Source organism: Maribacter aquivivus, assembly GCF_900142175.1.
Taxonomy (GTDB): Bacteria; Bacteroidota; Bacteroidia; order Flavobacteriales; family Flavobacteriaceae; genus Maribacter; species Maribacter aquivivus.
The window spans coordinates 1,529,264-1,553,844 of the sequence record NZ_FQZX01000001.1; the positions used below are offsets into that span (position 1 = coordinate 1,529,264).

The 24,581-nt window shown below is 35.4% G+C and carries 18 protein-coding genes; 6 read left to right on the forward strand and 12 right to left on the reverse strand.

Annotated elements, in window-relative coordinates; all coding sequences use genetic code 11:
* Positions 1-4 precede the first annotated feature (4 nt).
* The 3 genes from BUC31_RS06430 to pyrH all read right to left on the reverse strand — a co-directional run bounded on the left by BUC31_RS06430 (position 5) and on the right by pyrH (position 3,833).
* Entirely contained in the window at positions 5-2,395 is a 2,391-nt protein-coding gene (locus tag BUC31_RS06430; RefSeq protein WP_073242308.1) for an efflux RND transporter permease subunit, read from the reverse strand.
* A 130-nt stretch (positions 2,396-2,525) separates the two neighbouring features.
* The gene (gene frr / locus BUC31_RS06435) at positions 2,526-3,080 is read right to left on the reverse strand and encodes a ribosome recycling factor (RefSeq protein ID WP_073242310.1); all 555 of its coding nucleotides are present in this window, start codon (positions 3,078-3,080) and stop codon (positions 2,526-2,528) included.
* Between the two features lie 45 nt (positions 3,081-3,125).
* A complete protein-coding gene (gene pyrH, locus BUC31_RS06440; RefSeq protein ID WP_073242312.1) occupies positions 3,126-3,833 on the reverse strand; it encodes a UMP kinase in 708 nt (235 codons plus the stop codon).
* A gap of 155 nt (positions 3,834-3,988) precedes the next feature.
* On the opposite strand from pyrH, the gene BUC31_RS06445 reads away from it, so the two are divergent.
* Positions 3,989-5,860, forward strand: coding sequence for a M61 family metallopeptidase (locus BUC31_RS06445; RefSeq protein WP_073242313.1), 1,872 nt, complete (start codon positions 3,989-3,991; stop codon positions 5,858-5,860).
* Between the two features lie 82 nt (positions 5,861-5,942).
* Here BUC31_RS06445 and tsf read toward each other — a convergent pair whose 3' ends face one another.
* From tsf to rplM, 4 genes are all read right to left on the reverse strand, one after another.
* Positions 5,943-6,767, reverse strand: a complete 825-nt coding sequence (tsf, locus tag BUC31_RS06450; protein ID WP_073242315.1) for a translation elongation factor Ts — start codon at positions 6,765-6,767, stop codon at positions 5,943-5,945.
* Between the two features lie 70 nt (positions 6,768-6,837).
* Entirely contained in the window at positions 6,838-7,947 is a 1,110-nt protein-coding gene (rpsB, locus tag BUC31_RS06455) for a 30S ribosomal protein S2 (protein ID WP_073242316.1), read from the reverse strand.
* A 236-nt stretch (positions 7,948-8,183) separates the two neighbouring features.
* A complete protein-coding gene (gene rpsI / locus BUC31_RS06460; protein ID WP_073242318.1) occupies positions 8,184-8,570 on the reverse strand; it encodes a 30S ribosomal protein S9 in 387 nt (128 codons plus the stop codon).
* 1 nt (position 8,571) lies between these two features.
* Complete coding sequence (rplM, locus tag BUC31_RS06465; RefSeq protein WP_073242320.1) at positions 8,572-9,027, reverse strand: 50S ribosomal protein L13; 456 nt, start codon at positions 9,025-9,027, stop codon at positions 8,572-8,574.
* Between the two features lie 247 nt (positions 9,028-9,274).
* On the opposite strand from rplM, the gene BUC31_RS06470 reads away from it, so the two are divergent.
* Positions 9,275-11,905 (forward strand): DUF5916 domain-containing protein, encoded by a 2,631-nt coding sequence (locus BUC31_RS06470; RefSeq protein WP_073242322.1) that lies wholly within the window; start codon positions 9,275-9,277, stop codon positions 11,903-11,905.
* Between the two features lie 94 nt (positions 11,906-11,999).
* Complete coding sequence (locus BUC31_RS06475) at positions 12,000-12,506, forward strand: lipocalin family protein (RefSeq protein ID WP_073242324.1); 507 nt, start codon at positions 12,000-12,002, stop codon at positions 12,504-12,506.
* A 54-nt stretch (positions 12,507-12,560) separates the two neighbouring features.
* On the opposite strand, the gene BUC31_RS06480 is transcribed toward BUC31_RS06475, so the two are convergent.
* The 5 genes from BUC31_RS06480 to BUC31_RS06500 all read right to left on the reverse strand — a co-directional run bounded on the left by BUC31_RS06480 (position 12,561) and on the right by BUC31_RS06500 (position 22,096).
* A complete protein-coding gene (locus BUC31_RS06480) occupies positions 12,561-12,872 on the reverse strand; it encodes a T9SS type A sorting domain-containing protein (protein WP_084134960.1) in 312 nt (103 codons plus the stop codon).
* Between the two features lie 89 nt (positions 12,873-12,961).
* Complete coding sequence (locus tag BUC31_RS06485; RefSeq protein WP_073242327.1) at positions 12,962-13,636, reverse strand: fibronectin type III domain-containing protein; 675 nt, start codon at positions 13,634-13,636, stop codon at positions 12,962-12,964.
* Positions 13,633-18,054 carry a thrombospondin type 3 repeat-containing protein gene (locus BUC31_RS06490; protein ID WP_073242329.1) on the reverse strand — a complete coding sequence of 1,474 codons (4,422 nt, stop codon included), beginning with the start codon at positions 18,052-18,054 and terminating at the stop codon, positions 13,633-13,635. Before BUC31_RS06490 ends, BUC31_RS06485 begins: the two co-directional genes overlap by 4 nt.
* A gap of 118 nt (positions 18,055-18,172) precedes the next feature.
* Positions 18,173-21,007 (reverse strand): DNA polymerase I, encoded by a 2,835-nt coding sequence (gene polA, locus BUC31_RS06495; protein WP_073242330.1) that lies wholly within the window; start codon positions 21,005-21,007, stop codon positions 18,173-18,175.
* Between the two features lie 102 nt (positions 21,008-21,109).
* Positions 21,110-22,096: an isoaspartyl peptidase/L-asparaginase family protein gene (locus BUC31_RS06500; RefSeq protein ID WP_073242332.1), complete on the reverse strand. Its 987-nt coding sequence runs from the start codon at positions 22,094-22,096 to the stop codon at positions 21,110-21,112.
* A gap of 41 nt (positions 22,097-22,137) precedes the next feature.
* On the opposite strand from BUC31_RS06500, the gene BUC31_RS06505 reads away from it, so the two are divergent.
* The 3 genes from BUC31_RS06505 to BUC31_RS06515 all read left to right on the forward strand — a co-directional run bounded on the left by BUC31_RS06505 (position 22,138) and on the right by BUC31_RS06515 (position 24,536).
* Positions 22,138-22,860: a copper homeostasis protein CutC gene (locus BUC31_RS06505; protein WP_073242333.1), complete on the forward strand. Its 723-nt coding sequence runs from the start codon at positions 22,138-22,140 to the stop codon at positions 22,858-22,860.
* 57 nt (positions 22,861-22,917) lie between these two features.
* Positions 22,918-24,147, forward strand: coding sequence for a metallophosphoesterase (locus BUC31_RS06510; RefSeq protein WP_073242335.1), 1,230 nt, complete (start codon positions 22,918-22,920; stop codon positions 24,145-24,147).
* Between the two features lie 92 nt (positions 24,148-24,239).
* Complete coding sequence (locus tag BUC31_RS06515; protein ID WP_073242336.1) at positions 24,240-24,536, forward strand: thioredoxin family protein; 297 nt, start codon at positions 24,240-24,242, stop codon at positions 24,534-24,536.
* Positions 24,537-24,581 lie beyond the last annotated feature (45 nt).

Consider the following 24,581-nt stretch of genomic DNA (forward strand, 5'->3'; position numbering starts at 1 on the left):
AATATTATTGGTTATTATTTTCATCTTGTGGTAAAATATCTATTTGCGGTTCTTTAAGTGTTTGCTTGTTCGCGATACTTTTTTCTAATGATAATAGTAAAGAAGGCAACAGAATTAAATTAGCCAACATTGCAAGTAATAGTGTTGCAGAAACTAGTGAACCTAGTGCTACCGTGCCACCGAAATTAGATATTACAAAGACGGAGAAGCCAAAGAATAATACTATAGAGGTGTAGAACATACTTACGCCGGTTTCTCTTAATGCATTATATACAGATTTTTCTATTCGCCAGTTATTTGCGGTGAGTTCTTGCCTATATTTTGCGAGAAAGTGTATGGTGTCATCGACCGAAATACCAAATGCAATACTGAATACTAATATGGTAGATGGTTTTATTGGTACACCCACAAAGCCCATAATGCCGGCAGTTATGACTAATGGCAATAAGTTAGGTATCAATGAAATGACAATCATTCTGAACGACCTAAATAAATAGGCCATGAAAAGTGCAATAAGCCCAATTGCCAAGGCAAGAGACATAATTAGGTTTTTAACAAGATACTTTGTTCCTTTTAAGAAAAGTAATGCGCTACCGGTCATGTAAACGTTATAACGCTCTGCAGGGAATATTTTCGTGATATTCTCCTGTAACCGCTGTTCAATTTCTTCCATACGGCTGGTGTTGACATCTCGCATGAAGGTGGTCATTCTGGCTGTTTGACCAGTACTATCAACAAAAGATTTTAATAAATCTCCGTTATCATCAGATTTGCGGGCAACATCCATAATGAATGTATTTTCTTGACTGGTTGGTAATTGATAATATTTGGGAATACCATTATAAAAAGCCTGTTTAGAATACTTTACCAGATTTACTACAGATACGGGAGTTGAAAGTTCCGGTATTTCTTCTATAACTTCGCCAAGCTGATTCATACGCTTTAAAGTCACAGGTTTTAAAACACCTTTTGGAGTTTTTGTGTCTACAACGATTTCAACAGGCATAATACCTTTGAACTCTTTTTCAAAAAATCTAATGTCATGAAAGAATTCAGCATTCTTCGGCATATCCTCTATAGGGCTTCCTGATATTCTTATCTGATAAATACCAATAATACTTATTACAAGTAAAGAGATAGAAACAATATAAACAGTAATTCTTCTATGCCTAACAATACGTTCCATCCACTGTACAAAGGCATCAATCCATTTTTTGTTCAAATGTTTTAAATGCTTTGTTTTTGGAAGCGGCATGAAGCTATAAACAATAGGAATGATAAGTAGTGATAAAACAAATATGCCTAAGATATTAATGGAAGCAACAATACCAAATTCTTTCAATAATGTACTGTCTGTTACAATGAAAGTTGCAAAACCAGATGCCGTGGTAATATTTGTCATCAACGTTGCATTTCCAATTTTAGAAATAACGCGTTGTAATGAAAGTGCCTGATTACCGTGTTTTTTTACTTCTTGTTGATATTTGTTTATTAAGAAGATACAGTTGGGAATACCAATAACAATGATTAGTGGTGGTATAAGTGCTGTAAGAACTGTAATTTCATATTGTAATAACCCAAGTAAACCAAAAGCCCACATTACGCCAATTATCACTACGCACATAGAAATTATCGTAGCTCGAATGCTTCTAAAGAAAAAGAAGAAAATTAATGAAGTAACACCAAGAGCTGCTAGAATAAATTTACCAATTTCATCAATAATATTCTGAGAATTCATTGTCCTCACATAGGGCATTCCAGATATGTGAACATCTAAATTAGTCTCTTCTTCAAACTTTTTAACCAGTTTATTTACATCTTGTAAAATAAAATCTTTTCTAACCGAGGTATTGACAATGTCCTTATCTAGATTAACAATAGTTCTTATTGTTTTACTTTCTTTGTTGTATAGAAGGTTGTCATAGAAAGGGAGGTCATTAAACAAATGATTGGTAATACTGTCTATTTCCTTCTTAGTCTTAAGTTCGCCGTTTATTAAGGGGCGCATTACAAACTCTTGCTTTTCGTTATCCTTAATTAATTCTTTTAAATTGTCTGTTGAGATAACAAATTCCACCTCTGGAAAAGCAGCAAGTTGTTTGCTTAATTTATTCCAACGGTTAAAATTTTCAGGTGTAAATAGAGCGCTGTCACGCACGGCAAAAACGACTGCATTACCTTCTTCGCCAAATTTGCTAAGAAAATCTTGGTATTGAATATTTACCGGGTGGTCATCTGGTAGTAGGTTTGTCTGCGAGCTTGAAAAACGCATATATTGCCATTGCCATCCCATAAAAATGGTAAAAGCGGCAATCAAGAGTAAAATTAGGATTCTATTTCGTAGAATTATATTTGCCGTTTTAGGCCAAAATCCCTTCGTTAGTTTAGCTACCATAACTGTTTTTGCAGGTCGCAAAGGTAACTATTAGCTACATCTGTTCCTAAATTGAAAAGTCTAAATTTTTTACAAAAAAATAAAGCTACCTAATGTAGGTAGCTTTAAGTAATAATCATAAATTTCTTGCTTATACTTTCATGATTTCTGCCTCTTTTTTAACCAAGAAATCTTCAATTTTCTTTGTGAAAACATCAGTTAAGTCTTGTACATCGGCAGTAGCATTTTTTTGAAGGTCTTCAGAAATATCTAAATCTTTAATTTCTTTGTTCGCATCTTGTCTAGCACTTCGTACACCAACTTTTGCATGTTCTGCTTCTGCTTTAGCTTGTTTAGTAAGCTGTATTCTACGCTCTTCGGTCAGCGGTGGTACGTTGATGATGATCATATCGCCATTGTTCATAGGATTAAAACCTAGGTTGGCGTTCATTATCGCTTTTTCAATTTCTTGGAGCATGTTTTTTTCCCAAGGTTGAACAGAAATTGTTCTACCGTCTGGGGTGTTCACATTTGCTACCTGAGATAACGGAGTTTGTGATCCGTAATAATCAACCATTACAGCTGATAGCATTGCAGGGCTGGCTTTACCAGCTCTAATTTTTAAAAATGCGCGTTCTAAGTGAGCTATAGCGGCGTTCATGCCTTCTTTTGTAGCGTCTAAAACAAATTCTACTTCTTCGTTCATATAATAGGTATATTACTATCGCAATAACAAAATCTATACCGATATTTATAGGTTGACCGTTGTTCCAATAGTTTGGCCGTCAACAATTTTCAGTAAATTTCCTTTTTTGTTCATATCAAAAACTACGATAGGTAGTTCATTTTCTTGGCTAAGGGTAAAAGCTGTGGTATCCATAACCTTCAGTCCTTTTTTAAGTACTTCTGAAAAAGATATATTATCAAATTTCGTAGCACTTTTATCTTTTTCTGGATCAGCAGTGTAAATACCATCTACACGTGTACCTTTAAGTATTACATCAGCTTCTATTTCAATAGCGCGTAATACAGCTGCAGAATCTGTTGTGAAATATGGGTTACCGGTTCCTCCACCAAAGATAACAACTCTTCCTTTTTCCAAATGCCTCATGGCTCTTCTTCTAATGAAGGGTTCTGCAACCTCGTTGATTTTTATGGCAGATTGTAATCTGGTTTGTACACCGTTCATTTCTAAAGCACTTTGTAATGCTAAGCCATTAATAACGGTTGCTAGCATACCCATATGGTCGCCTTGAACTCTGTCCATGCCAGTTGCGGCACCTGCTAAACCACGAAAGATATTTCCCCCACCAATAACAATAGCTACTTCTATGCCTTTTTCAACTACTTCTTTAATTTCTTCTGCATACTCGTTTAGACGATTAGAGTCTATTCCGTATTGCTTTTCGCCCATTAGGGCTTCGCCGCTTAGTTTTAGAAGAATTCTTTTGTAGTGCATCTTAATTTTTTATTTGCCATCAAAAATAATGAAAATATTTGATGGGTACGTTCTATATTTAATTGAAGCAATACTTAATTCGCTAAGTTAGGGTCGTAACATATTATCTATCTTTGATATCGTTGATTTTTAAATATTCACTTATGAAGTTTTATATGAAGAAAAATGTTTTAATTATTGCTTTTGCCTTAATCCTAAATGCCTGCGGTGCAGGTAAGGTGCTTATGTCCGCCGAAAATAGTCCTATTTTGACTTCTATAGATTTGGTCAATATTGTAGACGATAAAGTTCAGGTGGGTGTAAACCCTGGTGCATTCACTACTTCTACCGTAATATTTAGAATACCTAAAACTGTGCCGGGTACATATAGTTCAGATAATTACGGACAGTATATTGAAGATTTTGAGGCTCTTGATTATAAGGGTAATTTATTAAATAGCAAGAAACTTGATGATAACACTTGGAGTATTTCTGGAGCTGTTCAATTAGATAAAGTACAATATTGGGTTAATGACACCTATGATACCGAGAATGATGTTGAAGATGCTGTATTCTCACCAGCGGGAACAAATATTTCTAAGGGAAGTAATTTTATGCTTAACCTTCATGGATTTGTTGGTTATTTTGATGGATTTAAAGAAGTTCCATATGCTATACAAATTAAAAAACCTGCCGATTTAATTGCTACTACGACACTGTCAGGTGAGGTGGGAGGAAAGATTGATCCGCTTTTGGATGCTTTTACTGCTAAGCGTTATTTTGAAGTGATAGACAACCCGATTATGTATGCTAAACCGAATACAGAAACTTTTGAGATTAATGGTATTACGGTAACACTTAGTCTGTATTCTCCAAATGATGTTTACAAGGCGTCTGATTTAAAAGATAGAATGGTAGCTATGATGGGTGCTCAAAAGAAGTTTTTGGGTAATGTTGATAGTACTAAAGAATATAATATTTTATTATATATGTCTGATGTTAATATACCAGATGCTCATGGTTATGGAGCCTTAGAACATCATACTTCGACTGTTGTTGTATTGCCGGAGGCAATGGATATTGGTCGTTTAGAGCAGGCTATGGTAGATGTGGTCTCTCATGAGTTTTTCCATATTGTAACTCCACTATCGGTTCATTCTAAAGAGATTCAGTATTTCGATTTTAATGATCCAAAAATGTCAGAACATTTATGGATGTATGAAGGAACTACAGAGTATTTTGCCAACCTATTTCAGATTCAGCAGGGTCTAATCTCGGAAGAAGATTTTTATGAACGTATGCTAGGTAAAATCACTAATTCTAAATTTTATGATGATAGCATGTCTTTTACGATGATGAGTAAAAATATATTAGAGCAACCTTATGAACCTAATTATGCTAATGTATATGAGAAAGGGGCTTTAATTAATATGTGTCTTGATATCATTTTAAGAGAAAAAAGTAATGGAGAAAAAGGGATGCTTTGGTTAATGAAAGAATTATCTAAAAAATATGGTACCGATATTCCTTTTGAAGATGAAGCTTTATTTTCAGAAATCGTTTCTATGACCTATCCAGAAGTTGATTCATTTTTTAAAGCGCACGTTATTGGTACTACACCTATTGACTATAATACTTTTTTTGCTAAGGTTGGTTTGGCTACTAAGGATGTCGAAAAGCCTACTGGTTACTTTTTTGATGGTCAAGTACCTTATATGGATGTAGATGTTCAAAATGATAGTGTGGTTTTTATTCGTGAGAATATTGAATTGAATTCTTTTTTCAATGATTTAAAATTACAAGGAGGTGATATTTTTAGAACTATAAATGAGCAAGAGATCAACTTGGAAACACTTCGTCCTATAATAGGGGAGAGTTTTGGTTGGACTCCAGAAACTGTTGTTAGTGTGACTGTTGAGAGAGATGGTGAAATGGTATCTGTTACTGGACCTGTTGGTCAACCGGTAAAGAAGGTTAAGAAAATAGTAGCTCTAGAAGGTATTGCTGAAGAAACAGTTACGTTGCGTAATGCCTGGTTGAAAAATTAGAGAATTACTTAAATATTTTAAATAAAAAAACCGTCTACTTTTTACAGTAAGACGGTTTTTTATTGAGTTAGTTGTATTGTAATTAACCTAATGCAACTCTTTTAAATGCTACTACTTCTAAGTTAGAATCAATAGATTTTACATATTGAGCAACACTTTGTTTGCTGTCTTTGATGAAATCTTGGTTTACCAAGGTGTTGTCTTTAAAGAAACGCTTTAATTTACCTTTAGAGATATTTTCAAGCATTGCTTCTGGCTTACCTTCTTGACGAAGTTGATCCTTTGCAATTTCAATTTCTTTATCAATAACAGATTGGTCAACACCATCTTCATTTAAAGCTACTGGGTTCATTGCAGCAGCCTGCATAGAAACATCTTTAGCAACTTCTGCAGCACCTGCTACAGCAGCTGAAAGACCTGTTAAAACAGCTATTTTGTTTCCTGCGTGAATATAATAACCAACGAAAGGAGCGCTTAATGTTTCAAAACCACCTATTTCGATTTTCTCACCAATAACACCAGTTTGCTCAGTAAGTTTTTCTTGTACAGTCATTCCTTTGTAATCAGCAGCTAAAAATGCTTCTTTAGAATCAAAGTTGATTGCTAAATCTGCTAATTCAGTAGCTAGTGTTACAAAAGTTTCGTTTATAGCAACGAAATCTGTTTCACAGTTCAAAGAAATAATAACACCTTTTGTGTTATCGCTATTTACTTTTGCGATTGCTGCACCTTCAGAAGAATCTCTGTCAGCTCTTTTTGCTGCAACTTTTTGACCTTTTTTACGAAGAACTTCGATTGCAGTTTCAAAATCGCCATCAGCTTCAACTAATGCTTTTTTGCAATCCATCATTCCTGCACCAGTAGTTTTTCTTAATCTGTTAACTTCTGCAGCTGTAATTTTTGCCATTTTATTTACTTTTAATGTACCCGTTTTACCGGGTTGTTCTTAGATTTTTTTATATCAAAAATAGAGTAACTTATTCTACACCACCTTTAGTGTTGTCTTGCCACTCTTTAAGTTCGTCCCATTTACCATCAGCAGCCATTTTAGCTTGCTTTGGCCAAGAGGTAGGATCTAAATGAGCCATTCTTGAACTTGCTTCGGTTAAGATTTCTTTGATTTTTTCAGCTTCTCCTTTAGAAAGATCTGCGAAAGTAGTAATACCTGCAGCAACTAATGCTTCAGCAGCTTTAGGGCCAATACCTTCAACTTTAGTTAAATCGTCAGCTTCAGCTTTAGTAGCCTTGGCAACTACTGGTTCAGCCTTTACTTCTGGCTCAGCTATCACTTCTGGTTCAGCTTTTGCTGGAGTTGGTTCTGGCTTTTCAGCAGTAACTTTCTTCTTTGGAGCTTTATCTTTTTTCTCAGATTTACCTTCAGATGCATCACCTTTTTCAGCCTTACGTTCAGCAAGACCTTCAGCAACTGCATTTGTAACTTCTGTCATAATGATGTCAATTGACTTAGAAGCATCATCGTTAGAAGGTATAAGGTAATCTACATCTCTAGGATCACAGTTAGTGTCGACCATTGCGAAAATAGGAATGTTTAATTTTTGAGCTTCTTTTACTGCAATGTGCTCTCTCATTGTATCAACGATGAACAATGCACCTGGTAAACGAGTCATTTCAGAAATTGAACCTAAGTTCTTTTCTAATTTTGCACGTAAACGGTCAACTTGCAATCTTTCTTTTTTAGATAGTGTAAGGAAAGTACCATCTTTCTTCATACGATCGATAGAAGCCATTTTCTTAACAGCTTTACGTATTGTAACGAAGTTTGTTAACATACCACCTGGCCATCTTTCTGTGATGTAAGGCATGTTTACTGCTGCTGCTTTTTCAGCAACGATGTCTTTTGCTTGTTTTTTGGTAGCTACGAAAAGTATTTTTCTACCTGATGCTGCAATCTTGCTAAGAGCCTCATTGGTCTCGTCTAATTTTGCAACTGTTTTGTAAAGGTTGATTACGTGAATACCATTACGCTCCATGTAGATGTAAGGAGCCATGTTCGGATTCCACTTTCTTGTTAGGTGACCAAAATGTACACCTGCTTCTAATAATTGTTTTACTTCGACTCTCGCCATTTTAATTTAGTTTACGTTCTTATGAATTAGCAATGATAAAGTGGTATTTGCATGAGCAAAAGCCTTCACCATTTAGATGCTAAACTAATCTTACCTTTAATTTTAAAGTGATTAAAGGATTTTTAATTGCCCCCAAAAGGACTTTCAATGAACTTGTTAATACTCTGGATTTTCCAGTATGATAAAATATAAAAATAGGCACCCAAAAAGGGTGCCTGGTAATCTTGTAACTCGAATTAACGTTTCGAGAATTGGAATTTTTTACGTGCTTTCTTCTGACCGAATTTCTTACGTTCAACCATTCTTGGATCTCTAGTTAATAGACCTTCTGGTTTCAAGACAATTCTGTTTTCAGCATCAATCTCACACATTGCTCTAGATAAAGCAAGACGAATAGCTTCTGCTTGACCAGTAATACCACCACCGTAAACATTTACCTTTACGTCGTAAGTATCTAAGCTTTCAGTTAAAGTGAAAGGTTGTTTTACTTTGTATTGAAGTGTTGCAGTTGGAAAGTATACACTTAAATCTTTATTGTTAATAGTGATGTCACCATTACCATCAGAAAGATAAACTCTCGCTACAGCGGTCTTTCTACGACCAATTTTATGAATTACTTCCATCTTATTTAATGTCTTTTAAATTAACAACAGTAGGCTTTTGAGCTTCCTGACCGTGCTCTGTACCTGCGTAAACTTTTAGGTTTCTAAAAAGCTCAGCACCTAGTCTGTTCTTAGGTAACATACCTTTGATCGCTTTTTCAAGAATACCTTCTGGATTTTTATCCAATAATTGTTTTACGGTAGTAGAACGTTGACCACCTGGGTAGCCAGTATATCTCAAGTAGGTTTTATCAGACCACTTGTTTCCAGAAAGAACAATTTTCTCTGCGTTGATAATAACAACATTATCACCACAATCTACGTGAGGGGTGAAACTTGGCTTGTGCTTTCCTCTTAACAAATAGGCGACTTTAGAAGCCATGCGTCCTAATGTTTCTCCTTCGGCATCTACCAATAACCACTCTTTGTTGACAGTTGTTCTGTTGGCCGAAACGGTCTTATAACTTAATGTATCCACTACTGCTATTTTTAACTATTATTTTAATCAATCCCTAGAAAGGGGCTGCAAATCTACAATTATTAAGTTGAATTGCAAATACTTGTTTCTTATTTTTTCACATTTTTTCAATAAATGCGAAATCTTACTACTTTGCTATTAACGAGATACTGTTAAACTTATTGATTTTATTACTATTTCTGTAACATTTACAATTGTTTAATGTCTCTTCTAATATTAAAACAATCAACCAAAAGAACTTGCAATTATGAGTAAACGCTTATTCAGGAGTATCATATTTATTTTATTAACGTCTACAGTAGTTGCTCAAAACGATTCTGTAAAGGTACAAAGGGAATATAATACCGTGCAACTTCCTATAGGTGAAGAAATCATTATTGATGGCGAATTGTCTGATAAAGCATGGGGGAATGTTATTTGGGATGATGATTTTACTGTTTTTGAGCCGGATAACGGTAAAAAAGCAAGTCAACGAACAAAATTTAAGATTGCATACGATGCTAAATTTATTTATGTAGGTATTCGCTGTTTTGATAGTATACCTGATAAAATAGAAAAACGTCTTGCGCGAAGAGATAACTTTTCTGGAGATTGGATAGAGGTGAATATTGATAGTTATAATGATAAAAGGACAGCTTTTTCTTTTAATGTTTCTGCAGCAGGGGTAAAGGGTGATGAGTTTATTTCTCAGAACGGTGATTTTTGGGATGCCAGTTGGAACCCAATTTGGTACACGGCCGCAAATATTGATGAAGAAGGATGGACCGCAGAAATGAAAATTCCGTTTAGTCAATTGAAGTTTGGTGCTGCTGAAGAACAGGTATGGGGACTTCAAATACATAGAAGATATTTTAGGGGAGAAGAACGTTCTATTTGGCAACCAATTTCTTTAGAGGCACCGGGTTGGGTAAGTGAATTTGGTAGGTTGAATGGTTTAAAGAATATTGAACCGCAAAAACAATTGGAGATTCAGCCGTTTTTAGTGAATCAGTTCGATAGCTATCCATCTGAAACCGGCAACCCTTTTAGAGATGGTAAAGATTATATTCTTAATGCGGGTTTAGATGCTAAAATAGGATTGACCAATGACTTAACTTTAGATTTAACGGTTAATCCAGATTTCGGACAGGTAGATGCTGATCCAGGTGCAATTGCATTAGACGGATTTCAAATATTTTTTGAAGAACGAAGACCTTTCTTTATTGAAAACAAAAATATATTCGACTATGAGTTTGCTGATGGTAACGACAATGTCTTTTATAGTAGAAGAATAGGTAGAAGTCCGCAAGGCTATGCAGATGTAACAGAAAATGAATTCGTCGATCAACCTACGAACTCAACAATATTGGGGGCTGCTAAGTTTTCTGGGAAAACTAAAAACGGATGGTCTTTAGGATTGTTAGAAAGTGTTACCGGTAAAATGTACGCAGATATCGAAGATGTTGCTGGTAATAAAAGATCAGAACTGGTTGAGCCGTTAACTAATTATATGGTGGGTAGGGTGCAAAAAGATTTTAATGAAAGAAATTCTTATTTGGGCGGAATATTTACCGCTACGAATAGAAATTTGCCCAATCATCTTGAGTTTTTAAGAAGTGGTGCTTATACCGGTGGTTTAGATTTTAAACATAATTGGAAGAATAGAAATTATTATGTTGAGGGCAATATAGTGGGTAGTCATGTTGTAGGTAGTGAAGAAGCAATTGCACGAACACAAAACAGTATTACTCACTTATTTCAAAGAATAGATGCTGGTCATGTTTCTGTTGATGACACTAGAACATCACTTACGGGTACGGGCGGTAAGATAGAAATAGGTAAAGCTGGTGGTGGAAATTGGAGGTATGATGGCGGAATCATTTGGCGATCACCGGAATTGGAACTGAACGACATCGGATTTTTAAGACAGGCAGATGAAATAAAACAAACGGCTTCAGTAAGTAGATTGTTTATAAAACCTACTAATTTTTATAGAAGGGCTAACATGGAGTTAAGTCAATATTCAACCTACGACTTTGATGGTAATTATAATCGAATTCAATATCAATTTGAAGGTTTTATCAATTATAAAAATAATTGGTGGACAGAAGTAGGTGCTGCACATAAGCCTCGTATATTCTCAAATACCGTACTTCGTGGCGGACCACGTTGGCGCTGGTCAGATGAGAATTTTGCATATCTATTCTTCGGTTCTGATAGTAGAAAGAAATTGAGTTTTACCTTGGGTTATGTAAATAGCCAAGCAGCCGAAAATAACTTCTCATTAGCGCGTTATGTGTTTAGATTATACTATCAGCCTTTTGATGCTTTTAACCTGTCTATTTCTTCTGAGTTTGAGGAGAATCCGAATAAGACGCAGTATGTTACCGAAACCAATTTTAATGGCGATGCAAGATATATTACCGGTAATATTGATCAAAAAACGTTTAGTACTTCCATTCGTTTTAATTATAGTATAAACCCAAATTTATCTATTCAGTATTATGGAGAGCCATTTATATCTAGAGGTACATATACCGATTTTAATTACGTGAATAACCCTATTGCTGAAAAGTTGAATGAGCGAGTAACCTTATTTTCAGATAATCAAATTTCGAAATCTACTAGTACTGATGATTATTTGATTGATGAAGATTTTGATGGAGCTATAGATTATCAGATTGAAAATCCAGATTTTTCATATGTTCAATTTAGATCCAACTTAGTGTTAAGGTGGGAATATGTGCCTGGTTCAGAAATCTTTTTGGTATGGTCTCAAGGAGTTGTGGGGGCAGGGAACCCAAGTGAAACATTAGGTAGAAATTTAGATCAACAAATTTTGGGTCAGAAGAAAGATAACACGTTTTTGCTGAAAGCAACATATCGGTTTATACTGTAAGTACTTGGTTTTTGTTAGGTAGCTGTTTGTGCAGGTATGAAATAATAAGTTGATTTTTTCGTTTTTATGCTTATACAACCAAAAAATCTAAACAATGTATAAACGTATTTTACTTAGTGCAGCTATGGTATTAGCCATAGTTTCTTGCAGCTCTGACAAAGATGAGACTGAGTCAGAAGCAGAAATTAATAAGACTGCAATAGTTGGCACATGGGATGCTACTGAACTTACAATTGATAATGAAACAGCAAGTGATGATGTTAAGTTTGGGAAACAAATTTTAGATTTCCTATCTAATAAAGATTGCTATATTATTACATTACAATTTAATGAGGATCTAAGTGCTATAGCGTCTAATTCTGCTAATTATGTAGAAGTTAATGCTACGGCAGATGGTTTAGATATACCTTGTCCAACAGAATCTGATACAAACGCAAGTACGTATACTTTTGATGGTGAGACTGTAACGACCATAGATGAAGATGGTGAAGAGTTAGCTATTGGTGTAACTATAGATGGCAATGTAATGACAGTTGATGCAAGTGATCTTGATATTCCTAATTTCTCAGAAGACGGACAATTGATTTTTGTGAAGCGATAAACTAGATTCAATTATATTAAAAAAAATGACCCTTGCATTTATTGTAAGGGTTTTTTATTGCTTGATAAATTTAGCTTTTACATTTTGATGTTCAGATTGTATGGAGATCATATACAATCCTTTTTCAAGATTGAAAACGGGAATGTTCAGAGAATTTCTTTTAATGTCCCATTGGTGGTAGATAATTTGGGTCCCGTAGCTATCTCTGATGCTTATAGCCGCCTTCGAATCATTTTTGAGTCCTAAGACATTAATGACATTCGTTGCAGGGTTAGGAAACACTTTTATAGTACTTTCCGCATCTTGGGCAAACAACTGTGTTGCGCTAAAGATGATAAAAAGTGATATGAGAAAAAGACGTTTCATAAAATATAGCGTACCTCATAGTAGAAGTACACTATATGCTAACGTTTGTAAAATACCTTTTCGTCTTTCTTTAAATAAACTTTAACTTTCTAAAAAGAAAAAGATGTTTCGCTGGTAGATGAATTGTTATTACTGTCTTTTGAAATAACTTTAATTGCATACTGTTGACCAGCTGTAATGTTATACGTGGTGTTTAGCAATGTTGTATTTTCTAATATCAATTCTAAAGTTTCGCCCGATCCAATATATACATCATAATTTTCTAAGTCGTCATCTAAATCTTCACCTACCCAAGAAACGCTTACGGTACCGTTACCATTATCTGAAACGCTAATTTCTGCAGGAAAAGGAGCAAAATTCTCTGTACTTGTGCCTTCTGAATAGAAGTTCCATGAATCACTATCCAATGTTTTGGAACCCAAAATGGCAGTTACTGCCCATGAAAATTGGGTACCTTTAGGCAAACCTACAGCAAGTGATGTTGTAGTTACAGTTCTTGTGTCTGTAGAATTTGTTTCTTGATTGGTGATTTTTATTTCATACGATGTAGCATTGGTAGATCCCGACCATTGAAATTCTATGCTTACCCCATCTGTACCATTGTCTTCCCCTTCAGTGCATATTAAATTGTTCTCGGGAAATTCAAGATTAAAAGCGCCCAGTTCTTTTTCTGTGTCCTCTGGGGGATCATTCTTATTGTCATCTTTACCGCCGCAAGCGGTAAAAAGTAACCCCACTAAAATTAATTTTATAGCTAATCTCATTTTTTTACAAATTTTAAGTTGATTTCTTTATCTCCATCTACAATTGTTAACATATAGATGCCAGGAGAAAGGTTAGAAATATTCATTTCTAATGTGCCGTTACTTATCTGCCTGCTTTCTTGTAATGCTGTTACTCCGCTTACATTAGATACTATAATTTGTGCTTCGGTCATGATGTCCAGACCTATAACTCGTAATATATCCGCAACAGGATTCGGAGACAAAATAGCATTACTAATTACAACACTATCATTAAAAACACCTTGGCAAATCTTATCAGTTATTATAGAAATAACATTAGCTCCTTTATCAAGCGGAAATGATAATTGTTGATTTTCAATATTGTCAACTTCATAGGTGTAGACTTTATCATTTACCAAAACCTCATAATTTTTGCTTCCGGAAACAACAATACTTGCTTTTTTAGCGGTGTAGTCTATAACGGTTTTACCAGAAATAAATTCTTCGGGCGTTTCTATTGTTACTGTGTAGCATTGCTCATAACTTGGATACTCAGGTATCGTTACACAAACCGTATACGAACCAGAAGAAAGATCAGTTCTTACTAGACCATTTGTAGCGTTAATATTATCAAAAGTATTGTCCAATAAGAGTCCTGTAATTTGAACTTTGTAGTTGTAATCTTCATTAAAGGTCACAGAGATTTCTCCGTTTGCAGTATCTGGACAACTGGTGCTAGTTACTTTTACTTGAATACCTTCATTTGAAATATCTGGGAGCGTATTTTCAAAAATCGTACATCCGTTAGTGTCTACCGTGTCACCTTCAGGTGTATTAGGGCAGTCATCTTCTGTATCTGCCACACCGTCGTTATCTGAGTCTGTAACAGTTGTAATTGTGCAGCCATTCTCATCAACCGTATCTCCGGTAGGAGTATTTGGGCAATCATCATTTGCATCTGCTACACCGTCATTGTCTGAATCTGTTATTGTGGTTACTGTACATCCATTTTCATCAACCGTATCTCCGCTTGGAGTATTCGGACAATCGTCATCAGTATCTGTTACACCATCATTGTCAGAATCTGTTACAGTGGTTACTGTACAGCCATTAGCGTCAACTGTATCTCCTGTAGGAGTGTTAGGACAGTCATCTTCTGCATCTGCCACGCCGTCGTTGTCGGAATCTGTTATTGTGGTTATTGTACATCCATTTTCATCAACCGTATCTCCGCTTGGAGTATTCGGACAATCGTCATCAGTATCTGCTACACCATCATTGTCAGAATCTGTTACTGCGGTTACTGTACAGCCATTCTCATCAACCGTATCTCCTGCTGGAGTATTTGGGCAGTTGTCATTAGTGTTGATTATTCCGTCATTATCATCATCTCCAACGGCAGTAACATTTGCTTTAATTATGGTATTGTCTAGTAAAATTCTGTCTCCGGTTTGACCAGACTCAACTCTAATACCTAAATCTAACATTTCGTTTGATGTTGGTGTAAATGTTGTGGAAAACGTTTGCCAACCTGATTGACTTGGTGTAGTAGTAAATTCTGCAACAATCTCACCAAAAACACCGCTATCTGTCAACTCAAGTTGCAAAGAGGTGAAAGTCCCTTCTAGTACTTGATAATCTATTGAAATTATATACTCTACACCTTTGTAGAATTGCAACTCATTTTGGAATATTGAATTTGAAGAAGCACCACCAGTAATTAACTCCACACTATATTGTAGATTATCACTAATATCCGTGTTTTTAACCCAGCTCCCTAATTGGATATAAATACCCCATTTTGCCAAATTAGCACCACCTCCATAAGACCAATCTTCAAAACTAGGGTCTTCTAATAGATTTGAACCATCTATTGTAACTTCACACCCAGTTTCATCAACTACTAGTGCATTTGGTGAGGTGTTAGGGCATTGATCATTACTATCTAGTACACCATCATTGTCATCATCAGGTAATGCATCTCCTAAAACCCTAAGATTGTCAAGAATGATTATACCTGTTTCAGTGGTGTTAGCTCTAAAAATAAGTCTAAAAATATGCGATTCATCGGTAGCGTTTGTGTCAAAATCAAAAGAGAAAGTATGCCAGTTGCCATCCGTATTAAAAGTTGTATACTCTCTTAATAAAGGTATTCCATATGGGTTTCCGTCTTTTGAGATATGAATTTCAGCACTTACGTCCGTGCCTCTTTTTATTTTGTAATCAAAAGCATAGGTATAAGTTGTATTGGTTGCTAATTGTATAGCAGTAGTATTTATGAGTTCAGTTTTAAATTGTAGGGAATTATCTAAATCTAGCTCTAAAGATGAAGATCCGTCTGTGGTATCAGCACTTTGAATAATGCTATTTTCATTTTCAATAGTCCAATCTTCAGGCGTGGCCGGGTTTGTTGACCAATTTTCAAAACTAAAATTCTGTGCGTAATTAACTTGATTGTTGTTGCTTACTATACAACCTTGGCTGTCTACGGTATTACCAGATGGTGTATTTGGGCATTGGTCATTGCTATTTATTACACCATCGTTATCATCGTCTAATTGGCTTTGTGAACAACCATTTGTATCAACGTTTTCTCCGTTTGGCGTGTTTTGGCAATTGTCATTAGCGTTGTTTACTCCGTCATTGTCATCATCTAATTGATTTTGAGAGCAGCCATTTATGTCTACTGTTTCTCCTGTAGGAGTGTTGGGGCAATTGTCATTGTTATTGGTTACACCGTCGTTGTCATCATCGGCTTGAGATGAAGAACATCCGTTTGTATCAACGTTTTCTCCGTTTGGCGTGTTTGCGCAATTGTCATTAGCGTTATTTACTCCGTCATTGTCATCATCTAATTGATCTTGAGAGCAGCCATTTTCGTCTACAGTTTGACCTGTAGGGGTATTTGGGCAATTGTCGTTTTCATTTATTATTCCGTCATCATCCGAATCATTATTTAGGGATGGGGAAACTGTCAGTGAAACAACATTTCTTTTTAATGTTAAATTATGGACATTTGTATTTTCTATTAAACAATCATAGTACCCGCCATCTTCAGTTGTTATATTTGATATTGTAAGGGTTGAGTTGGTTTCGTTAATAATATTGTTTCCATTCTTACGCCATTGATACGTATTGTTTGAGCTATTTGTGGCTTGAATACTAGCTGTGAAAGTAGTGTTTTCATTAAGTGTTACATTTTCACTTACTTCAATATCTTGTTGAGGATAATAGCGGAATTGTCCGATGTTTAAAACTAGATTCTCTAAATCCTCAAAAACAAAATTATTTTCTTGAATGTTAAAAGAAGACAATGTGGTTGAATTTTCTAAACTTTCTGGTAAAATCCCTGTAAGGTTATTTTTTTGTAATTCTAATCTTTGTATAGAGCTGAAATAGCCGTAACATTCAGGAATGCTCCCACTGAAATCATTGTCGTTCAATAACAACATGCTTAAGTTAGCTAAGTTGCATACCGAAGTTGGTAACGGTCCAGAAAATTGATTTGAATATAGTTGTAATTGTAAAAGGTTTTCGAGATTTTCTATTTGGCTAGGTAATGTTCCTGTGAATTGATTTGAGCTTAAATTTAACCTCTCAAGTAATTGTAATGTCGTTATTTCAACAGGGATAGTTCCTGTGAAATTGTTTTTACTTAGGTATAAGTTTTTTAGTTCGGTTAAGTTGCTAATATTCTGTGGAATAGGCCCTGAAAAAAAATTCGTTGACAAAGAGACAGTCTCGAGCGTCGTAAGCTGAGTAATAAAAGATGGGAAAGTCCCAGTAAATCCATTTGCGCTAATGTTTAAACTCTTTAGTAAAGGCAAATTAACCACCGTTGGATTTATCAATCCTGTTAAATCATTATTAAATATCTCAAGTTCAATTAAATCTGAAAGATTTTCAAAAATTTCATTTGGTACACTTCCTGTTAGGTTATTACCGCCCAGATTTAATCTTTCGAGATTTGTTAGTGTCGTTAGTGAAATAGGAATCTCACCTGAAAATTCATTGTAGTCCAGGAAAAGATTTTTTAAAGAAGTAAGGTTTGATATGCTTTCCGGTATTGTTCCTTCTAAATTGTTAAAAGCAAAATCCAAATAACTTAGTTTAGTTAGACCTGTAACCTTATCTAATACTGTTCCTGTAAGATTTTGTGCTCTCAGCGATAGTCCTGTTAGTTCTGTTAGATTGCTTATTTCTGGTGGTACAGTGCCTGTGAGATTATTTTGATACATGTTAATCGATATAACCCTTCCACTTCCGTTTACTGTAACACCGTACCATGTATCCATATCAGCGCTAAGGTCCCATGAATTAGTCCAATTATCTCCGTCGGTGGAATTATATAATGCAATCAGTGCTTCACGATCGGAAGCTGCGCTTCCCTGAGAAAAAAGTTGTGTAGTAAACAAAAAGAAAACTGCCAATAGCAGCTTAGTGTAGTTTTTAATCATAGTAAAATGTGGTTAGCAAAACACTAATATAAATATTAGCGTTTTGTTAACAGAATATTTTCGTCAAAATACTACAATTCTTTCTTACAAGGTATGGTCGTTCTATTACAAATAAATGTTAATGCGCAACCAACCAATTCTCACCCAAGCCAACCTCAACATCTAAAGGAACTGCAATTTTATATGCATTTTCCATTTCAGATTTAATGAGTGATTGCAATTCTTCTAATTCTGGCTTGTAGATATCGAACACCAATTCATCATGTACTTGCAATAACATTTTAGATTTGTAATTACCTTCTTCTAGTTTATTATGAATGTTAATCATGGCGATTTTTATGATATCTGCCGCACTACCTTGAATAGGTGCGTTTACGGCATTTCGCTCTGCAGCTCCACGAACTATAGCATTGCTACCATTGATATCTTTTAAGTAACGTCTTCTTCCTAAAACGGTTGAAACATAACCATTTTCACGAGCAAAATCTACTTGCTCGCTCATGTAATTTCTTAGCTTTGGGTAGGTCTTGTAGTAGGTATCTATTAATTCTTTTGCCTCTTTTCTAGAAAGGTCCGTTTGGTTACTTAAGCCAAATGCAGAAACACCGTATATAATACCGAAGTTTACAGTTTTGGCATTACTACGTTGTTCTCTAGTTACTTCTTCTAATGGAACATTAAATACTTTTGATGCCGTAGAAGCGTGAATATCTTCACCATTTTTGAAAGCTTCTATCATGGTGGTTTCTTCACTTAGTGCTGCAATAATACGTAGCTCTATTTGAGAATAATCCGCTGCTAATAAGGTGTAATTCTCATCACGTGGAATAAACGCCTTTCTAACTTGTCTACCACGCTCAGTTCTAATTGGTATGTTCTGTAAGTTCGGGTTATTACTACTCAAACGACCTGTTGCAGCAACGGTTTGCATATAATCTGTATGTACTCTGCCTGTAGATGGTTCTACCTGTTCAGGCAATGCATCTACGTAAGTGCTCTTTAATTTGGCAAGACCTCTATAATCTAAAACATTCTGAATAATTTCGTGATCTTTAGCTAAGTAAGAGAGCACATCTTCTGCAGTGGAATATTGTCCTGTTTTTGTCTTTTTAGGCTTGGCTACTAATTTTAATTTATCAAAAAGTATTTCTCCTAATTGCTTTGGTGAACCAATGTTAAATTCCTCACCGGCAACTTCATATATTTTCTTTTCTAGATTGGCAATGTCATTGTTTAAATCTTCTGAAAGTGAATTCAAGAATTCTTTGTCTAAATTAATGCCTTCCAATTCCATATCTGCCAATACACGTAATAACGGAATTTCAATATCTTGAAATAACTTTTCTGTATTCGCTTCTTTTAATTCTGGTCTAAAATGTTGCGCAAGTTGGTAGGTGATATCGGCATCTTCAACTGCATATTCCGTTTGTTTTTCTAACGGAACATCGCGCATGCTCAATTGATTCTTGCCTTTTTTACCGATAAGTTCTGTAATGGAAACGGGAGTGTAGTTCAAATACGTCTCAGCCAGCACATCCATATTATGACGCATATCTGGATTAATTAGATAGTGTGCCAACATGGTATCGAACAAAGGTCCTTTGACATCAATATTGTATTTGTCCAATACTTTGATATCATACTTTAAATTTTGACCTATTTTTTCAATTTCTTCAGATTCAAAGAATGGGCGTAATTCTTCTAAAAGCGCCTGTACTTCTTCTTTATTATCCGTGAAGGGAATGTAGTACCCTTTTGTAGCTTCCCAAGAAAAAGCAATACCAACTAATTCTGCTGTCAAAGGATCTAGACCTGTTGTTTCGGTATCAAAGCAAACCGAAGTTTGCTGCATTAAACTTTTTAAGAATAATTTCATAGCCATACCTGGGGCAACACTTTGGTATGAGTGTGCTACATCTGCAATGGTCTTTCTGCTTGAAAAATCTTTTACGGTTGCTCCAGAATCAGCAGGACTTCCAAATAATGAAAACTGCCCGGATCCAGCATCTTGAATTTCTTTTTTGGTTACTGGTTTATTTGTTGACTCTGTGGAGGCTTCTTCAACTTCAGCAGAAAATAATTTTATAAACTGATCTTTTAATCTTCTAAATTCAAGTTCCTCAAATATTTTCTGAACCTCTTCTGCATTTGGTTCAGACATTTCATAATCACTAGCATTAAAGAGAACATCAACATCTAAACAAATAGTGGCTAATTTTTTAGAAAGTAAACCAAGTTCTCCATTAGCTTCTACTTTTTCTTTCATTTTACCTTTAAGCTTGTCTGTATTAGCCAAAAGCCCTTCCATAGAATCAAACTGCTCTATAAATTTCTTGGCAGTTTTATCACCTACACCTGGTAAGCCGGGTATGTTGTCACTGGCATCACCCATCATACCTAGGTAATCAATAACCTGTTCTGGTCTTTCTACTCCAAAACGTTTTTGAATTTCAGGAATACCCCAAATTTCAATGCCGTTGCCCATTCTCGCTGGGCGATACATAAATATGTTTTCAGAAACCAATTGTCCAAAATCCTTATCTGGCGTAACCATAAAAACTTTGTATTCTTCTTTCTCGGCTTGTTTAGCCAAAGTACCTATAATGTCATCTGCTTCCCATCCTTCTTTAACGACTACAGGTATATGCATTGCCTTTAATATATCTTGAATATATGGTACCGCTATACGTATGGCATCAGGTGTTTCTGATCTGTTTGCTTTATACTCGGGGAATAATTCTGTGCGTTCAGCACTTCCTCCTTTATCAAAACAAACGGCTAAATGATCAGGTTTTTCACGACGAATAACATCGAATAAAGAATTCATGAATCCCATAATCGCTGAGGTATCCATGCCTTGAGAATTTATTCTTGGGTTTTTTATAAGTGCGTAGTAACCACGAAAAATTAGTGCGTATGCATCTAGCAAAAAGAGTCTTTTTTGATCTGCCATTTTTGAGTATTGATTGTAAAACGTTAAAAGTACAAATTGATACGGAAACATTAAGGGAGATTGCCCTATTGCTTCCGTATTAAATCAAGTTAAAGAAGTGTATTAACTTTTTAAATAACTATTTGAAGGATTGTTTACATGACCTTCTTTTGTGTAAGTTCTATATGTAAACCCTGGGTGAATACAATAGCCACCTGTTTCTCCTTTTTTATTAATGGCGATAAACCCAATTTGAAAATCTTGTTTGTCCTTATTTTTAGCGATGATGCGTTTTACACCTTCTTCACATGCTTCTTGTGGCGATTTACCTTGTCGCATTAATTCTACGATTAAGAAACTACCAACGGTTCTAACCACTTCTTCGCCAACACCTGTTGCTGTAGCGCCACCAACTTCATTATCAACGAAAAGTCCGGCACCAATAATAGGGGAGTCACCAACTCTACCAGCCATTTTATATGCCATACCGCTAGTGGTACAAGCGCCAGCAATGTCGCCATCGGCATCAATTGCTAGCATACCAATAGTATCGTGATTTTCAATGTTTATGATAGGCTTATACTGCGATGTTTTTTTCCACTCTTCCCAAGCTTGTTTAGATTCTTCAGTTAAAAGATCTGTCTTCTCAAAACCCTGCTCATATGCAAATTGTTCTGCTCCTTTACCGGCAAGCATTACATGGGGAGTCTCTTCCATCACTTTTCTAGCAACCGAAATTGGGTTGGCTATATTTTGCATGGCAAGTACAGCACCACAATTACCATCTTTATCCATAATACATGCGTCTAAAGTAACATTGCCATCTCTATCCGGTCTGCCGCCATTACCAACTGTACTATTGTTTAAATCATTTTCTTCGACCATAACGCCTTGGTGAACGGCATCAAGAGCATTGCCACCTTTTTCTAAAACTTCCCATGCTTTGGCGGTTGCATTTCCAAAATCCCATGTGCAAATTGCTATCGGTATAATACCAGCTTTGCTGCTTACTTTTTTTGCAGTTTCATCTTTGAATGAAGCTAATAATGGTGCCGAAACTATTCCTGCAGCCGCAGTAGTAGAATTTCTTAGAAACTTTCTTCTTTTCATGGGTTTGGTTCTTTACTTTTAGTAACCTTAAATATAAGAATATGATAGTAGAAGTTTGTGCTAATTCTTTAGAATCTGCCATGGTTGCCGAACGTGCTGGCGCAGACCGTGTTGAGTTATGCTCAGAATTAGCAGTTGGGGGATTAACACCTTCTTACGGATTGTTGAAGGCAGTGAAAGAACAGGTAACTATTCCAGTTCATGTGTTGATTAGACCGCGTAGTGGGGATTTTACCTATACAACTGATGAATTAGATATTATGCTTTCTGATATTGAATTATGTGTCGAATTAGGTTTTGACGGAGTTGTATCGGGAGCTCTTTTGAATGATTTTTCTTTGGATGTTGTACAGACCCAAAAGTTGAAGGTAGCGGCAGGTAATTTGAAGTTTACATTTCATAGGGCATTCGATTGGATCAAGAATCCGTCGGAAGCACTAGATCAACTTGAAGCAATGCAGGTAGATTATATACTATCATCTGGTCAACAAAAGTCTGCTCCTCTAGGTATTGATTTCTTATCTGAATTAAAAAGTAAAACCAAGTCTATTCAAATTATGCCGGGTTCAGGTGTTAATGCTGGTAATGTTGCCAGTTTTAAGGGAAAGGGTTTTAGTGCTGTTCATCTTTCTGGTACAGCTATGATTCAAACATTGGCTAAAAAACCTGTTATATCTATGAATTCAGAGAGCTTTTTAAGTAATGATCATATTGCTGTTACGCAATTAGAAAATATTAAAGCGGTAGTTGCCAAGGTTAAATAAAATGCAAATGGGCACGCATACCGCTGTTATACAGATATCTTTGTAAAAAATTTAATAATGATACGTTGGGTCCTTTTTGTTATAGGTTATGTTGCTTTAAGTTTTTATGTGCTTCAGGCATTGAAAACTATTACTAAACAACCGTGGTGGTCTTGGATCTATATAGCAATCTCTATGGTTGTCATGATCAATTTTATATATCAATTCTCTATTGGTGAAGAAACTGGTCGTGTTTTAAGTATACCTAAGAGTTATGCTTTCGGGTTTTTGTTGACCATGTTAACTTTTAATATCATTACTATTCTGTTTTTGTTCTCTGAAGATATGTATCGCCTTATTTCTGGTTTGTATCAAAAGTTATTTGGTGAAGAAAAACAATTTGGATTACCAGCTAGAAGACGATTTTTAAGTTTAATAGCTTTAGGTATAGCTGCCGTTCCTTTTGGGGCACTATTATACGGTATGTACAAAGGGAAATATAACTTCAAGGTCTTGAAATATGATTTAGAGTTCGATGATTTGCCAGACAGTTTTGATGGCTATCAGATTACTCAGATTTCAGATATTCATAGTGGTAGTTTTGATGATAGAAAGATGATTGAATACGGTGTAAATTTAATTAATAAGCAAAAAAGTGATGTCTTATTGTTTACTGGTGATATGGTCAATAATATGACCTCTGAAATGTTGCCTTGGGCAGATTTGTTTAGTACCCTAGAGGCTAAAGACGGTAAGTTTTCGGTGTTAGGAAATCATGATTACGGAGATTACATCCCTTGGGATACAGAAGAATTAAAACATCAGAATTTAGAAGACTTAAAGACACTACAAAAAGAAATGGGTTTTGATCTTCTGCTTAATGAGCATAGGTACTTACAAAAAGGAGATGATAAAATTGCTTTGGTAGGAGTAGAGAATTGGGGTAAAGGCGGATTTAAAAAAGCGGGTGATCTTAAAAAAGCTGCTTCAAAGATTAATGCAGATGATTTTAAAATATTGATGAGTCATGATCCATCGCATTGGGAAATGGAAGTGATACAAGATGCTTATCATTATCATTTAACATTAAGTGGACATACCCACGGAATGCAGTTTGGTATCGAAATACCAGGTTGGATTAAGTGGAGCCCTGTTAAATGGAGGTATCCTTATTGGGCAGGTATCTATAAAGAAATGGGTCAATTTATTAATGTAAACAGAGGTTTTGGCTTTTTAGGATACCCAGGTAGGGTAGGAATTTGGCCAGAAATCACTGTAATAACCTTAAAGAAAAAGGCGTTAACATGATTTTAACCCTTTTGCAGCGTTACAATTGGGATGCTAAGACTAGTATTTTAACAATTTTTATTACATTTGGATAACTAAGAAAAGCATTTTTTATGTCCAAATTTGGTGAGCTAATAGATTTAAAGGTACCCGTTCTACTTGATTTTTATGCAGAGTGGAATGAACAGTCGACTGCAATGCATTCTGTATTAAGAGATGTGGCTGCTGCATTAGGTAATAGAGGTAAGGTAATAAAGATAGACGTAGATAAGAATAAAGAGCTTTCTCAAGCGCTACGTGTTAAAGGTTTACCTACACTAATGATTTATAAAAAAGGTGAAATGGTATGGCGACAAAGTGGTGAGCAAGATGCTACCACGCTAATGGGTATTCTTAAGGAGTACGTTTAAAATCGTAAATTATTTAAAACAAAAAAGCTTTGAGTGCAAACTCAA